Source organism: Streptomyces sp. NPDC036813 (assembly GCF_055609245.1).
In genome coordinates this window covers 127,766-141,437 of sequence record NZ_JBVJPV010000010.1, presented here as the reverse complement: position 1 = coordinate 141,437, position 13,672 = coordinate 127,766, and the positions used below count along the sequence as shown (strand labels likewise).

Below are 13,672 nucleotides of genomic sequence, written 5' to 3'. Positions count from 1 at the left end.
CCGTACGCCGTGACGCGGCCCACACTGCGAACCATGACACACGTTCCGCCACCGGCCGAGGAGCTGCGGCTCATCGACGCCGAGCTGTGGCAACTGGACGCCCGCCGGGCCCAGTTGCTCGCCCGCCGCGCCTGGCTGGTCGCCCGCCTCCCCGCCCCTGCGGCACCCACGCCGTTCCCCGCGCCGCCGCAGCCGTCCCAGCCGCCCCGCCCGGAGGCCACCGCGCCGCGCGTGCAGAACCTGCTGCTGCTCCTGGGCGGCCTGCTGCTGACCATCGCGGCGATCGCGTTCACGCTGGTCAGCTGGGGACACCTGGGGATCACCGGCCGCTCGCTGGTGCTCGGCGCGGTCACGGTGGCCGCGCTGGCCGCGCCGCTGCCGCTGCTGGGGCGCGGCCTGCGTTCGACGGCCGAGGCGGTGGCGGGGCTCGCACTGGCGCTGACGGTGCTCGACGCGTACGCGCTGCACGAGGCCGTTCTCACCGGGCTGGACGGGACGGCGTACTCGGCCGGGGCGTCGGCGGTGCTGGCGGCCGTGTGGACGGGCTACGGCCTGCTGCCGCGCACGGCGGCGCTGCGGCTGCCGCGTCCGGCGGCGCTGGCCGCGGCGCAGCTGCCGCTGCTGCTGGGGGCGACGGCGGCCGACGCCGGGCGCTGCGGGATCACCGCCGCGCTGCTGGTGACGGCCGCGTGCGACACGGTCGTGGCGCTGCGCGCTCCGGCCGGGGCGGTGCGGATCACCGCCATGGTCGGCGCGTACGGCATGGGCGCGTGGGGCGTGCTGGGCGCGACGGGGCTGTCGTGGACGGCCGGAGGTCCGGGCGCCGCGGCCCGTGCGGCGGCCCTGCTGCTGTTCGCGGCCGGCATCGCGCTGGTGACGGCGCGGCACGAACGGGCCGAGGGCCACGCTGTCGGGCTGTCCGTGGCGGCCGGCCTGCTCGTGGTCACCGCGCTCGGCGGCATCGCCCGCCCGGGCCTGCCGGTCAGCTGGACGGTTCCGGTCCATCTCACCCTCGGTGTCGCGCTGTTGGCCGCGGCAAGGGCCGGTCGGCTGAAGGAGCCGGTGCGGTACGGTCTCGCCGTCGCCTCCGCCGTCGTGCAGGGCCTGGCGGTGCTGTGGGCGCTGCCCCTGGTGGCGCTGACGCTGCTCGGGCCGGCCACCTCGGTGACCGGGGTCTGGTCGGGGGCGCCCGGCGGGGCCCGGGAGGCCGTGACGGCCGGTGAGCCGTGGCTGCCGCAGTTGCAGACGGCCCCGCTGGTCCTGGCCGCCGTCGCCGTCGTCGTCGCCCTCACGGTCCGCGACCTCGCCTGGCGGCCCCGGGCGCTGACGGGCGCGTCGGCGCTGGGGTGGGGCGCGGTCATGGTCGTACCGGTGGCGCTGGACGCTCCGTACCCGGTGGCACTGCTGGTGGAGGCGCTGGTGACGGCGGGCCTGCTCGCTGTGGCGGCGCGGAACCGGACGACCGGGCGCGCCGAGGCGCTGCCCGCACTGGTGCTCGCCCTGCTCACCTCGGCCTCGCTGACGTTCCTCGCGCTGCCCGCGCGGTCCGCGACCCTCGGCGTGCTCACCGCCCTGACGGTGCTCTTCGCGACGGGTTCCCTGAGGCCGCGCCTGGCGCTGGTCACGGCCCCTGCGGCGCTCGGGTACGGCGCCGCCCTGGCCTGTGCGGTGGGCGCGGCGGCGCACTGGGCGCCGTGGCACACCGCGCTGCTCGTGCTCGTGCTCCCGGCCGTGGCGGCGCTGCTCGCGGCGCGGATCGCCGACGTGCCGACGATCGTGGCGGTCGAGGCGACGGGCGCGGCCGCCGGTCTCCTGGCGATCGCACTGGCGGTCACCGAACCGGCCATGCTCGCGCTGGTGCTGTCCCTGTGCGGGGTGATCGCCGCCGGGACGGCGGTGCGCGCCGACCGGCGCCCCGCCGCCTACGCGGCCACCGCCCTGTTCGCGCTGGCCGCCTGGGTGCGCCTCGCGGCCTGGGACGTCACCGCTCCGGAGGCGTACACGCTGCCGGTGTCCGTCCCGGCCCTCGCGCTGGGCGTCCTGCGCCGGCGCCGTGATCCGCAGGTGTCGTCGTGGGCGGCGTACGGGCCGGGTCTCGCGGTGACGCTGGTGCCGAGTCTCCTGGCCGCCTGGACGGACGCGCACACCACCCGCCCGTGGCTGCTGGGCGCGGCGGCGCTGCTGGTCACCCTGCTGGGCGCCCGGCACCGGCTGCGGGCGCCGCTGCTGCTGGGCGGCGGGGTGCTCGTGCTGGACGCGCTGCACGAGCTGGCCCCCTATCTGGTGCAGGTCGCCGACGCCCTCCCCCGCTGGGTGCCTCCCGCACTCGCCGGAACCCTGCTGCTCGCCGTCGGCGCGACCTATGAACGGCGCCTGCGGGACGTGCGACGGATGCGGGAGGTCCTGGGGCGGATGAACTAGGCGCTGCCCTTCGGAACCGGCCGGCTGCGAGGTGGGGTGCCCTTCGGACGCCGCTGTGATCCGAAGGGCAGGGCCCGGCCCACGGCTACGGCATCCTGTCGCCGAGCAGCGCCAGGTTCTCGATGGCGGCGAGGCCGTACAGCGCCGTGTCGTTGCTGGACACCCAGCTCGCCTCGCTGCCCTCGACCAGGGTCGCCGGGCCGGTCAGCCGCTCCGTCTTCCAGGGCGCGGACTCCTTGTAGCCGTCGGAGTTGTAGAACTTCTCCCAGGCCCGGCCGGCCAGCTGCGCGTCGCCGGTCTGGACGGCGGCGTAGGCGTCCAGGCGGGAGTGGCCCTGGAAGAGGATCAGCGAGCCGAAGTTGGTTCCGTAGCGCGCCGCCTGTTCCGCCTTGGTGGCGTTGAAGTAGCGGCAGTAGTCGAGGTAGGCCTCCTTGAACCTCGGCATGTCGACCAAGTGGATGAGTTCGGCGCACAGTTCGTTGAGGCCGAAGACCGCCGACAGGTGCGAGACACCGACGACGGGCTGCGTGGCGACGGCGAACTTCCCGGTGTCCAGGTCGTACAGGCCGCTGCCCTGGACGAATCCGTTCGGCTGGGCGGCGATGCCCTCCATCGTGGACAGCACACGCGCCTTGGCCTTCTCCCACTTGGGGCCCTTGCGTTCCCACTCCGTCAGCCAGGCCGACACCAGCCCGCTCCAGTCCGTGCCGAAGCCGATGGACAGGGCGTGCCGGTCGGGCGTGTACGGGTCGGTGCGGACCTTGCGCTGCGGGTCGAGGACGAGAAACGTCTCGTCGGAGTCGACGTTCGCGGCCATGAGGTCACCGACGCGTTCGTCGGCGGTGAGGAAGTAGTAGAAGCGGCGGTAGGTGGTGTTGGCGATGCGCTGCTGCTTGGCACTGTCGGCGTAGTGCTGCACCCCGTGCCGGGTGCCGAGGCCGGCCCACTGGCCGATGTGGTAGACGTCGACCTCGCCGGTGTGCCGGGTCATCGCCTCGGCGAAGCGGAAGATGTCGGCGCGGCCGGAGCGCAGATAGGCGTACCAGAGCCACAGGTCGGGCGACAGTTCGGAGTTGTCCCAGGCGTAGCCGCCGATGTCGTACCGCCACACGTGCCGTGCGGAGTCGTAGGTGTGCATGATGTCGCCGTAGTCCCAGAAGCCGTACCAGCGGCGCATCTCCACCTGGTCCTTGTAGTACGTGAAGAGGAAGTCCAGGTGGTCCTCGATCTTCGCCTTGGCCGGGGTGGAGCGGTCCGGCTCTGAGTACAGGCCGGGGCCGAAGACCTTGGCCTTGATGAGCTGCTTCGGCGGCGCGGCGAGCTGCGGCAGCGTCCGTACGGCCTGCACCTGCCGGGCGAGGGTGTCGGGAGCGGGCGTCGACTCGTTGGCCCAGAAGAGCAGTTCGGAGGTGCGGGCGATGCCGTAGGGGGTGCCGAAGCCGGGCTCGTAGTCCTCGTAGGTGATGTTGAGGCCCTCGAGCTGCTCGGCGTAGGTGTCCTGGCCCATACCGTCGTGGTAGAAGCGCAGGTCCATGGGCTGGGCCTCGGGCGACCAGAGCCACAGGGTGACCTCGGCCTCGTCGGTCCGGGCGCCGCGGATGTCGAGCTGGGCGGGGAACTTCTCCCAGAAGTCGCGCAGGCCGAAGGAGAGGCCGCCACTCGCGCCGCCGACGTAGCCGAAGCCGGAGGCGCGCCGGCCGCCGCCCGCGGTGATCCAGCCGTGGCCCTTCTTGGTGCGCTTGCGCACGCTGAAGCCGTCGGCGGAGAGCTGGGAGAGGGTGTAGTCGCCCCACTCGGGGATGTATTGCAGGCGCGCGGTGACGCGCTGGTCCCAGGTGGAGGGATCGGGCAGCTTCCTGCCCGCGTACTGGGCGCTCTGCACGGCCGCGCCGGGGTCGCGGCGCAGGCCGGTGATGCCCTGGACTGCCTCGCGCAGAAGGCCGGTGCCCTCGCCGCCGATGCGGATGTGCCGGTCGTAGGCGGCGTCGCGCATCGGCACGGTGAAGCGGACGCCGAGGCCGCGGATGAAGTCGCCGGACGCCTTGCCGGGCTCCTGGCTGCCGTCGTAGATGACGGTGTGCACCATGCGGAAGGAGTCGGCTCCGGCGTAGAAGTAGAGCCGGAGGGAGAACGGCAGCCAGCTGCGCTCCCCCTTGCGGTGCTTGCCGTCGATACGGACGACGGCCCGGACCGGGCCCCCCTGCTCGACGGTGACCTTGTCGATCGCGCCGTCGAAGCGCTCGGTCCTGACCGTGCCCTGGTCCTCGTCCTCGATCTCGGGCTGGCGGATCAGGACCAGCCTGCCGTTCTTGGCGATCTCGGTGGAGCCCCGGGTGACGGACTTGACGAGGGTGGAACCGTTCTTGCCGATCTTCGCGGTGATGACCCCGGTGGAGACGGTGACGGTGGAGCCGCCGCTGTCGACGGTCACCTTCTTCTCCGGCGCCGCTGGGGTGCCCGCGGTCACGGTGAGCTTGCCGTTTCCGGAGCTGACGGCGTGCGCGGTCCACTTCAGGGAGCCGTCCGGCCAGTACGCGAGCGGCCAGGTCTGGACGGGGACGGCCCTGCCGTCGGCGTCGGTGAGGGTGAAGGTCTGGTCCTCCCGATGGGCGCCCATGGGCCAGGGCACCCCGACGGTGGAGCCGGGGGCGGCGCCGAGGCCGCCGTCCTCGAGCCAGTCCAGGGTCACCGGGTCGGTGTCGGCGGCTCCGGCGGTGGGCGCGGCCTGCGCGTCCCTGCTGCCGAGCACCCAGCTGAACTGGGCGGCGGCTCCGGCGACGGCGGCGGCCTTCAGAAGGGATCTGCGGGGGATGGAAGACATGGGGTGCCGTGGGTCCTTTCCGTACGGGGGCGTGCGGAGGCGTGCGCGGAGCGAACAAGTTAGTCAGGGGCATGACAGAGAGTGGTACGACGGTCGGGGGCGCCGCGCCTGGCGGGGCTCGGTTACGGCGGGTCAGCGGCGGTGCCGGTACCGCGTCTCGACGGCGACGGCCGCCGCCGCGACGGCCCCGAGCACCGGGACGGCCAGGGGGGCGACGAACCAGCCGGACAGCGCCACCACGGCCGACCCGGCGACGAGGAGGAACGAGCCGGCGGGATCGAGCACGGTACGGCGGCCCGCATCCGTGAGCAGTGCGCGCCAGCCGGCCCCGGGCGTCCAGCAGGCGGCGGCGCGCATACCGGTGACGGCCAGGCCGATCAGCGCGACCAGTCCGACGGCCCCGGCCGGCGGCCCGCCGGGCAGCCCGGCGCGCGCGGCCTGCACGTCGAACCACACCAGAGCCGCCAGCACCCAGCCGGCGAGCCCGGCGAGCCATCCGCCGCGCAGCGCGGCCCGGAAGTCGGCGGCGAACTCCCTTCGGCCGCCCGCCTCATGAGCGATGCGGCGGCGCAGGTGCCGGGTTCCGGCGGCGAACGCGGCCGGGTAGGTGACGACACCGAGCGAGGCGATCGCGATCCACACGCCGGTCAGCAGACACTCCGAGAAGAGGGCGAACTTCTCGGCGAGGGGAGACTCGCGGGGCTCCTTGTGCCCGAGTGCCTCGGTGCGGGCCTGTGCCATGGGTGGTCCCTCAGCCCTTCAGTCCGGAGGTCGCCATGCCGTCGATGAGGTACCGCTGGAAGGCGAGGAAGAACAGCAGCACCGGCAGCAGCGCGACGAGGGACATGGCGATCATGCCGCCGTAGTTGGCGACGCTCTCCTGGTCGCGGAACATCATCATGCCCAGCGAGACGGTGTACTTGCCGGGCTCGTTGAGGTAGATCAGCGGGCCCATGAAGTCGTTCCAGGCGTTGATGAAGGTGAAGATCGCGCTGGTGATGAGCGCGGGCCGGCACAGCGGGAGCACGATCGACCAGTAGATCCGCAGATGGCCGCAGCCGTCGATGCGGGCCGCCTCGTCCAGTTCCCGCGGCAGGTTCCGCATGAACTGCACCATCAGGAAGACGAAGAACGCCTCCGTCGCCAGGTATTTCCCGAGCAGCAGCGGAACGTAGGTATTGATCAGCTCCATCTTCTGGAACATCACGTACTGCGGAATGAGCAGCACGTGATACGGCAGCAGCAGCGTCCCGATCATCAGGCCGAACAGCAGGTTCCGTCCCGCGAACCGGATCTTGGCGAAGGCGTAGGCGGTCAGCGAGCAGGAGACGAGAATGCCGGCGACCGAGCCGAGTGCGTAGAAAAGGGAGTTCTGGAAGAACGTCCGGATCGGGATGTCGGCGATACCGTCGGCCAGGCCTTCGAAGTTGTCGAGGATCGGGCTGGTGGGCAGCAGTTCCAGGCTGCCGATGATGTCCCGGCTCGGCTTGAAGGACGCGCCGATCACCCAGACGACGGGGTACAGCACGATCGCCAGGACCAGCAGGGCACCGAAGTGCCAGGCGAGCGATCCGGTGCGCTTGCGGCCGGGACCGGAGGACTTGGGGACGGTGGGAGAGGTGGCGCTCATCGGGAGTCCTCCGCGTAGTGCACCCACTTCTTCTGCGACCAGAACAGCACAGCGGTCACCAGCGCCACGGCGAGCAGCAGCATCCAGGCCATCGCGGAGGCGAAGCCCATCTGGGACTCCTTGAAGCCCTTCTGGTACAGGTAGCAGGTGTAGACGAGGGTGGCGTCGGCCGGACCGCACTGCGTGTTGGAGACGACGTAGGCGGAACCGAAGATCTGGAAGGAGTGGATGGTCTCCAGCAGCACGTTGAAGAAGAGCACCGGTGAGATCATCGGCAGCGTGATGCTCCAGAACTGACGGAACCGCCCGGCGCCGTCCATCTCCGCCGCCTCGTACAGCTCTCTCGGCACCTGCTTCAGCCCCGCCAGGAAGATCACCATCGGCGCGCCGAACTGCCAGACCGTCAGGGCGACCAGGCAGTACAGGATCCAGTCCGGGTTGCCGACCCAGCCCCCGATGTTCACGCCGAACAGGGACAGCCCACGGTCCACGACGGCGTCGTCCGAGAACAGCGCCCGCCACACGAAACCGACGGACACGCTGGCGCCGATCAGCGACGGGGCGTAGAAGGCGGCCCGGTAGAAGGCCTGCCCGCGCCGGCTCTGGGCGAGCAGCAGGGCGACACCGAGGGCGAGGAGCAGCTTCAGTGGCGTGCCGATGACGACGTACTTCGCGGTGACCTCCACCGACTTCTGCCACCGCGGGTCGTCGAACATCCGGGTGAAGTTGTCGAAGCCGGTCCACTTGGGGGCTGCGAAGAGGTTGTAGTCGGTGAACGCGAAGTACAGCGAGGCGGCCATGGGGCCCGCGGTCAGGAGCAGGAAGCCCGCGATCCACGGGGACATGAACAGGTAACCGGCGAGGTTCTCCCGGCGGCCCCGCCGCTTGACGGCGGCGGGGGCGGCCGAGCGGACCTTCCGGGTGTCGAGCGGTGAGTCCTTGACGAGCGTCACGGGGGTTCCCATCGAATTCCGGGTGAGGTCCGGTTCAGGCCTGGAAGGCGGCCTCGGCCTCGGAGAAGAACTGCTTCACCGCGTCGGGGACCTTCGTCTTGCCCTGGGCCATGTCGCCGCCGATGCGCAGGAACGCGGCCTCGACGGTGTCGGCTCCCGACGGGTGCGGGGTGATGGTGCCGAGAACGCCGGCCTTCGCGGTGTCCTCCTCGTACCGGGCGATCTCCTTGTTGACCGGGTCGGTCGGCTTGTACGCCTGGTACTGCTCGGTGCCGGCCAGGATGCCGCGGTCGTAGCCCATGATCTTGCCGACCTCGGGGTCGTGGACCATGAAGTCGATGAACTGCGCGACCTCCTTCGGGTGCTTGGTGCGCGCGGAGGCGCTGAGCATCAGGGAGGCCAGGTACTGCCCGGTCTGCTTGCCGTCGGTGGTGGGGATGGGGGCGAGGCCGTACTCGCTGTCGCCCTCGGCCGTGTAGCGGACGGTGAAGTTGTCCCAGGTGAATTCCGAGGCGCCGTGGCCGGCGGTCACGGAGGACTTCGGCTTGTCCTGCTCGACGATCTTCGGGTCGGTGATGATGCCGGCCTTCACACGGTTGTAGGCGTCGGTCCACCACTCCGTCAGGTCGGCCTGCTCGAAGCCGAGTCCGTCCTTGGTGAAGAAGGCCTTGCCGTGCTGCCGGAGGTAGAGGTCGTACAGGTACATGATGGCGAAGTAGCCGGTGTCGCCGGGCACCTTCGTCTTGTCGTGAATGGTCTTCAGGGCCTTGAAGTACTCGTCCCAGGTCCAGCCCGGCTCGGGCTCGACGCCGGCCTTCCGGAAGAGCTTCTTGTCGATGACCAGGGCCATGGTGTTGGAGCCGACGGGGACGGCGAGCTGCTTACCGTCCACCTCCCCAACGGATGTGACGCCCTCTCGGAAGTTACTGAGCCTCAGATTACCTGCGTCCATCTGGGACTTGAGGTCGAGAAGGATCCCACGCTTGTCGTACTTCCTAAGAAATGCGACGGAGTTCTGGAAAACGTCCGGTGGATTTCCGCCCGCGGCCTGCGTCTGGAACTTCTCCCAGAAAGAGACGTAGTCCTGGAAGTCGGTCTTCACCTTGATCTTCGGATACTTCTTCTCGAACAGCGCGATCGACTGGTTGATCCTCTTGGCGCGCTCGTCGGCTCCCCACCACGAGTAACGGATCGTCACCGTTCCGTCCGCAGCCGTACCGTCGCCGCCTCCGCAGCCGGTGGTGGCGGCCAGTCCCAGCGTGGCCATGGAAGCGCCGGCCACCCTGAGGATCGTGCGCCTGTCAACATTCCCGGTTCCCATGATCGGGCCCTCCCCGCAGCGTGCCCGCCGCCTCGTGAATCGTTTCAAGTAAGCGCTTGCTGGCACAAGGTACGGAGGGGTGGGAGGTGCGTCAATGATTCGGACAGGATTTTCTTGCGGGGCCGGCTGTGAGGCGGTTGTGGGTGGGGGTGCGGGGTGGCGGCGGTCGGGGGATGACGCAGGTGGGGGGGCGGTGGTTCGAGGGGCCGGACGGGGGCGTGGGTGGGGGTGGGTCGGGATGGCCGGAAGCAGCTGGGGGTGCCGGCATGCGGCTTCGGCGGGGGCGGGCGGCCCCTTGGCGGGCGAGGCCGACCGCCCCGGCCGCACCATCAGGGCTTCGAGTGGGGCCGGCGGCGTCGGCTGCCTGCCTGGAAAGCCAGGTGCGGCCGCGACGCGACCGAGCCGCCCGGGGCCTCGCACGCGCCGCCGGAGATACGTCATCGGCCGCGCCCCTCGGAGGCACGCCACCGTGCACAGCTCACGCGTCCATGCGCGGGTGCGGTACCTCACCGGACGTAGGCGACCACGCACCGTCGGGATGGTTCCGCAAGGCAAACAACGCCGGCCCGCCTGCGTTGTCGCAGGCGGGCCGGTGTTCCGGGTGGGCGATACTGGGTTCGAACCAGTGACCTCTTCGGTGTGAACGAAGCGCTCTCCCACTGAGCTAATCGCCCGGGCGCAGGAAGAACATTACCCCATGTCAGGGGGTGCCTGTGACCATCCCGGAGCCGGACGGGCCGGGACCGGCGCCGCCCGCGCCCCGGTGCGTGTCACTGATCCTTGATCTTCCATGGCATCACGAAACCGAACTTCCACACGTAGAAGCCGACCAGTGCCGCCACGATGACGAGACCGACGCTCGTGAGAATGATGTTGCGCCGCCGCACCTTGGGATCGAGCGCCTTCTGGGCCGCCTCGGTGACCTTCCGTTTCGTCCAGCGGAGCACCAGCTGTGCCCACACGAACTCCGTCGCCCAGATCGCCATGCCGCCGAAGATCACGACCCAGCCCGGCCCGGGAAGGGGCAGCATCACGATGCCGGCCGCCACGACCGCGAGGCCGATCACGAAGACGCCCACCTGCCAGCTCAGATGGAGCATCCGGCGGGACTTGATGAATTCCGGCGCCCGGGAGCCGAGCCCCCGCCCGTCCTCGTTCGTCTCCGCCTCGCCCGGCTTCTCGCCGTCTGCCGACACGACAACCTCGCCCGGACCGTCACTCCCCGTATTCATACGGAGAAACTTTACCCGAAGGAAACCAGTCACCGGAATGGCCGTAGTTCGCGAAGATCTCTCGGCCGGAAGAGTTACGTAAAGAGACGCAAAACCCTCAGAGGGGTTTACAACGGCACCGTAGGTGGCATGTCGATTTCGCCGACGTGCGAATCCCCGAGCGCACACTGAGCGAAAGGCCCTGGCGCTTATGAACACCACGGTCAGCTGCGAGCTGCACCTGCGCCTCGTTGTGTCGAGCGAGTCCTCCCTGCCTGTCCCCGCAGGCCTGCGGTACGACACGGCCGACCCCTACGCCGTGCACGCCACCTTCCACACCGGAGCCGAGGAGACCGTCGAGTGGGTGTTCGCCCGCGACCTCCTCGCCGAGGGGCTTCACCGACCCACCGGCACCGGCGACGTCCGTGTCTGGCCGTCGCGCAGTCACGGCCAGGGCGTGGTCTGCATCGCCCTGAGCTCGCCGGAGGGCGAAGCCCTGCTCGAGGCCCCGGCGCGGGCCCTGGAGTCGTTTCTGAAGCGGACGGACGCCGCCGTGCCCCCCGGCACGGAGCACCGGCACTTCGATCTCGACAAAGAGCTCTCCCACATCCTGGCGGAGAGCTAGGCCGCGGCCCTCACCAAGCCGCCCGGCGCCGTCCACTCGGGGAGACGGCTCGGGCCAGGACAACCGCATAGGGCGTGCGCCGACGTCGTCTGAGCAGTTCGCTGCCAGGCGGCGTCGGCGTGCGCGCGTCGGCAGACGCTCTCCGCTCCGTCTCGCTCATCACCCCGCTCCCCCTCACTCTTCGCGTTCGCTCGGGAACCCTTGCGTGCCTCGTCGCGTTCTACCGGCATCCACAGGCCGGAGCGCACCGGTGCGCGGTCGGCGGGAGCCGTTACCATCGGCCAGCATCGGCGGGCGCCCGCCCGACCCCCAGGCCAGGGAGCGAAACGTGCTGATCACCCACGACACCCGGTGCGCCCTCGACGCCGTGGTGGATCTGGTGAACACCGCGCCGGAGGACGACGCGACGCCCGACGGGCTGCCGGATGTCGCCGCGCTCGAGGATTTCGTGCGAAAGCACCAGATCAGCGATGTGGGAGTGCTGTCGGAGTTCGATCTCTCGGCCGTGCGCAAGATCCGCGGACGGTTCGCCGGCATCTTCGCCGCGCCGGATCCCCGCAGCGCGGCCGTTCTGATCAACGATCTGGTGGCCGCCGCCGGGACCACCCCGCGCCTGACGGACCACGACGGCTACGACTGGCATGTGCACTATTTCGCCCCCGGTGCGTCGGTCGCCGACCACCTGGCGGCCGACTGCGGCATGGCTCTGGCGTTCTTCGTGGTGGCCGGTGAACAGGAGCGGCTGCGCCGCTGTGAGGCACCGGACTGCCGGCGCGCCTTCGTCGACCTGTCCCGCAACCGCTCGCGCCGGTACTGCGACAGCCGCACCTGCGGCAACCGTCTGCACGTGGCCGCCTACCGGGCGCGCCGCAAGGAAGCGGCCGGCTGACCCATGGCTGTGTCGCGGGGCCCGGCGGGTGACGCCGGGCTCCACGGGTACGGCTCACAGCAACAGCAGGTCGTGCAACGAAGCCATGAGCAGCAGACACCCGATCACCGCAAGGAAGATCATCAGCGGTGGCTGGGAAAGGGCGAAGAGGCAGCCGCGCGGCTCTTCCCGCGGCGGCGCGGCCTCGCTCTGTGTCGTGTCCAGCTGCGTCGTGTCCAGCATCTCGCGCTGATGATGGCGCAGCCGGGCCGCCCTCGGCGATCAACACACACGTAATGTCCGGGAGATCGCCGGAATCCATGCTGACCTGCGCGAACCGTGATCGTTGAGTGGTCACTTCGGGGCGTGCGCGGACCCACTGTGTCGTTTCAGCCCACGGCCTTTCCGCCGACGGCCGTCCGTCATATGCCGTGCTTCTTGAGGATGGCCTCGATATCGGAGAAGTCGTCGGACGCGTTCGGCTTGGGCGCGGTCGCGGACCGGGTCGCCGGCCGCGTGCCCGGGCCGAGGGACGCGGCGGAGGCGGTCGGGGCGACGGCGTCGGGCTGGGCGGCTCGGGCCGCCTTGCGCTCGGCACGGGTGCCTCCGCGGCGGCGTTCGACCGCGCGGGTCGTCATGAAGAGGCCCCAGGCACCGACGAGGATCACGACCCCGGCCCAGGCCGTGGGACTGAAGGCGGTGTGGGCTGCCCACTGGACGACCCCCGTCATGACCAGGCCGAGCGGCACGAGGGCGTACGCCGCGATACGGGCGGCCGTGAGGAAGCGCTTGCGGTAGGCGGTGACCACCGCGATGCCCAGGCCGGCCGCGGCGACGGCTGAGCAGACGGTCTCGGCAATCATCCGGTCCTCCAGCGGGCTTCGGTCGGGCAGACGGACGGTCGGTTCGTCCCTTCCATCCTGCACCGCCCGATCCCTCGCGGGCCATGCCTGAGGCCCGACATCAGGGAGATGTCCGGGTCGCCTCCTCCCGGAACTCCGGGTTCTCTCCACCCCAGGGAGCAGACGCCCTCCTCCCCGGGGGCCCCGCAGGTCCGGGCGACATGCCCTCCCGCCGCGCCCTGAGGACCGCAGGCGCTCTCCTGCCCGGTCCGGATTGGGGTGGCGCGGGCCGGACTGGGAGACTGGGCGCATGAGCGAGTCCTCCCCCGCGGCCACCACTCCCGCGTCCCCCGCCACCCCCGTCGTCCTCGACGTGTGGTGCGAGTTGCAGTGCCCCGACTGCCGCACCGCCCTCGACGACCTGCGCGCCCTGCGCGCCCGCTACGGCGACCGGCTGGAGGTGCGGCTGCGGCACTTCCCGCTGGAGAAGCACAAGCACGCCTTCGCCGCGGCGCAGGCCGCCGAGGAGGCGGCGGTGCAGGGGCAGGGCTGGCCGTACGTCGAGGCGGTGCTCGGCCGCCTCGAGGAGCTGGACCGCAGGGGAGAGCCGTTCCTCGTCGAGGTGGCCGGCGAACTCGGTCTGGACGCCGACGAGTTCGACACCGCGCTGATCGACGGCCGGCACATCCTGATCGTGGACGCCGACCAGGCCGAGGGCAAGGCGATCGGGGTGACGGGCACGCCGACGTACGTCATCGGCGGTGAGCGTCTCGACGGCGGCAAGAGCCGGCAGGGCCTGCGCGAGCGCGTCGAGCAGATCGCCGACCGCTTGCTGGCGTCCGGCCGGGAGAGCTGACCACCCGGTCCCGTCCGGCCGGGAGAGCCGACCCCCCGCCCCGTCCGACCGGGAGAGCCGACCGCGCCGGCGCCTCCGGCGGACGGCGCGGGCCCAGGCAGCCCGGCAGCCCCGGTGCCTGCCC

Annotated in this window: 12 protein-coding genes and 1 tRNA gene; 4 read left to right on the top strand and 9 right to left on the bottom strand. The window is 71.1% G+C overall.

From position 1 onward, the window contains the following. Nucleotides 1–33 precede the first annotated feature (33 nt). Complete coding sequence (locus ACZ67Q_RS21755; protein WP_471184515.1) at nucleotides 34–2,421, top strand: SCO7613 C-terminal domain-containing membrane protein; 2,388 nt, start codon at nucleotides 34–36, stop codon at nucleotides 2,419–2,421. A gap of 85 nt (nucleotides 2,422–2,506) precedes the next feature. On the opposite strand, the gene ACZ67Q_RS21750 is transcribed toward ACZ67Q_RS21755, so the two are convergent. The 7 genes from ACZ67Q_RS21750 to ACZ67Q_RS21720 all read right to left on the bottom strand — a co-directional run bounded on the left by ACZ67Q_RS21750 (nucleotide 2,507) and on the right by ACZ67Q_RS21720 (nucleotide 10,378). Continuing rightward, nucleotides 2,507–5,242 carry an exo-rhamnogalacturonan lyase family protein gene (locus tag ACZ67Q_RS21750; RefSeq protein WP_471184512.1) on the bottom strand — a complete coding sequence of 912 codons (2,736 nt, stop codon included), beginning with the start codon at nucleotides 5,240–5,242 and terminating at the stop codon, nucleotides 2,507–2,509. A 132-nt stretch (nucleotides 5,243–5,374) separates the two neighbouring features. Continuing rightward, on the bottom strand, nucleotides 5,375–5,983 hold the full coding sequence (locus tag ACZ67Q_RS21745) for a hypothetical protein (RefSeq protein ID WP_471184509.1): 609 nt from the start codon (nucleotides 5,981–5,983) through the stop codon (nucleotides 5,375–5,377). A 10-nt stretch (nucleotides 5,984–5,993) separates the two neighbouring features. Next, nucleotides 5,994–6,872, bottom strand: coding sequence for a carbohydrate ABC transporter permease (locus ACZ67Q_RS21740; protein WP_471184506.1), 879 nt, complete (start codon nucleotides 6,870–6,872; stop codon nucleotides 5,994–5,996). Beyond that, nucleotides 6,869–7,837, bottom strand: a complete 969-nt coding sequence (locus ACZ67Q_RS21735; RefSeq protein WP_471184502.1) for a carbohydrate ABC transporter permease — start codon at nucleotides 7,835–7,837, stop codon at nucleotides 6,869–6,871. Before ACZ67Q_RS21735 ends, ACZ67Q_RS21740 begins: the two co-directional genes overlap by 4 nt. Nucleotides 7,838–7,859: 22 nt before the next feature. Next, the gene (locus ACZ67Q_RS21730; protein WP_471184500.1) at nucleotides 7,860–9,107 is read right to left on the bottom strand and encodes an ABC transporter substrate-binding protein; all 1,248 of its coding nucleotides are present in this window, start codon (nucleotides 9,105–9,107) and stop codon (nucleotides 7,860–7,862) included. Between the two features lie 641 nt (nucleotides 9,108–9,748). After that, nucleotides 9,749–9,820: transfer RNA gene (locus ACZ67Q_RS21725), tRNA-Val, on the bottom strand. 96 nt (nucleotides 9,821–9,916) lie between these two features. After that, nucleotides 9,917–10,378, bottom strand: coding sequence for a TIGR02611 family protein (locus ACZ67Q_RS21720; RefSeq protein ID WP_471184498.1), 462 nt, complete (start codon nucleotides 10,376–10,378; stop codon nucleotides 9,917–9,919). A 190-nt stretch (nucleotides 10,379–10,568) separates the two neighbouring features. Here ACZ67Q_RS21720 and ACZ67Q_RS21715 point away from each other — a divergent pair, with 190 nt between their 5' ends. Both ACZ67Q_RS21715 and ACZ67Q_RS21710 read left to right on the top strand, forming a co-directional pair. Next, nucleotides 10,569–10,982: an SsgA family sporulation/cell division regulator gene (locus ACZ67Q_RS21715; protein ID WP_030011909.1), complete on the top strand. Its 414-nt coding sequence runs from the start codon at nucleotides 10,569–10,571 to the stop codon at nucleotides 10,980–10,982. Nucleotides 10,983–11,310: 328 nt separating this feature from the next. Next, on the top strand, nucleotides 11,311–11,871 hold the full coding sequence (locus ACZ67Q_RS21710) for a CGNR zinc finger domain-containing protein (RefSeq protein WP_471184495.1): 561 nt from the start codon (nucleotides 11,311–11,313) through the stop codon (nucleotides 11,869–11,871). 54 nt (nucleotides 11,872–11,925) lie between these two features. On the opposite strand, the gene ACZ67Q_RS21705 is transcribed toward ACZ67Q_RS21710, so the two are convergent. Both ACZ67Q_RS21705 and ACZ67Q_RS21700 read right to left on the bottom strand, forming a co-directional pair. Then, a complete protein-coding gene (locus tag ACZ67Q_RS21705; RefSeq protein WP_471184493.1) occupies nucleotides 11,926–12,093 on the bottom strand; it encodes a hypothetical protein in 168 nt (55 codons plus the stop codon). A gap of 179 nt (nucleotides 12,094–12,272) precedes the next feature. Beyond that, a complete protein-coding gene (locus ACZ67Q_RS21700) occupies nucleotides 12,273–12,713 on the bottom strand; it encodes a hypothetical protein (protein WP_471184491.1) in 441 nt (146 codons plus the stop codon). Between the two features lie 289 nt (nucleotides 12,714–13,002). On the opposite strand from ACZ67Q_RS21700, the gene ACZ67Q_RS21695 reads away from it, so the two are divergent. Continuing rightward, entirely contained in the window at nucleotides 13,003–13,548 is a 546-nt protein-coding gene (locus tag ACZ67Q_RS21695; protein ID WP_471184488.1) for a DsbA family protein, read from the top strand. Nucleotides 13,549–13,672: the final 124 nt, after the last annotated feature.

Excerpts from the sequence above, each read along its gene's own strand:
- ACZ67Q_RS21750 (WP_471184512.1), bottom strand. The coding sequence starts at position 5,242 with ATGTCTTCCATCCCCCGCAGATCCCTTCTGAAGGCCGCCGCCGTCGCC.
- ACZ67Q_RS21745 (WP_471184509.1), bottom strand. The coding sequence starts at position 5,983 with ATGGCACAGGCCCGCACCGAGGCACTCGGGCACAAGGAGCCCCGCGAG.
- ACZ67Q_RS21720 (WP_471184498.1), bottom strand. The coding sequence starts at position 10,378 with ATGAATACGGGGAGTGACGGTCCGGGCGAGGTTGTCGTGTCGGCAGAC.
- ACZ67Q_RS21715 (WP_030011909.1), top strand. The coding sequence starts at position 10,569 with ATGAACACCACGGTCAGCTGCGAGCTGCACCTGCGCCTCGTTGTGTCG.
- ACZ67Q_RS21755 (WP_471184515.1), top strand. The coding sequence starts at position 34 with ATGACACACGTTCCGCCACCGGCCGAGGAGCTGCGGCTCATCGACGCC.
- ACZ67Q_RS21695 (WP_471184488.1), top strand. The coding sequence starts at position 13,003 with ATGAGCGAGTCCTCCCCCGCGGCCACCACTCCCGCGTCCCCCGCCACC.
- ACZ67Q_RS21740 (WP_471184506.1), bottom strand. The coding sequence starts at position 6,872 with ATGAGCGCCACCTCTCCCACCGTCCCCAAGTCCTCCGGTCCCGGCCGC.
- ACZ67Q_RS21700 (WP_471184491.1), bottom strand. The coding sequence starts at position 12,713 with ATGATTGCCGAGACCGTCTGCTCAGCCGTCGCCGCGGCCGGCCTGGGC.
- ACZ67Q_RS21735 (WP_471184502.1), bottom strand. The coding sequence starts at position 7,837 with ATGGGAACCCCCGTGACGCTCGTCAAGGACTCACCGCTCGACACCCGG.
- ACZ67Q_RS21705 (WP_471184493.1), bottom strand. The coding sequence starts at position 12,093 with ATGCTGGACACGACGCAGCTGGACACGACACAGAGCGAGGCCGCGCCG.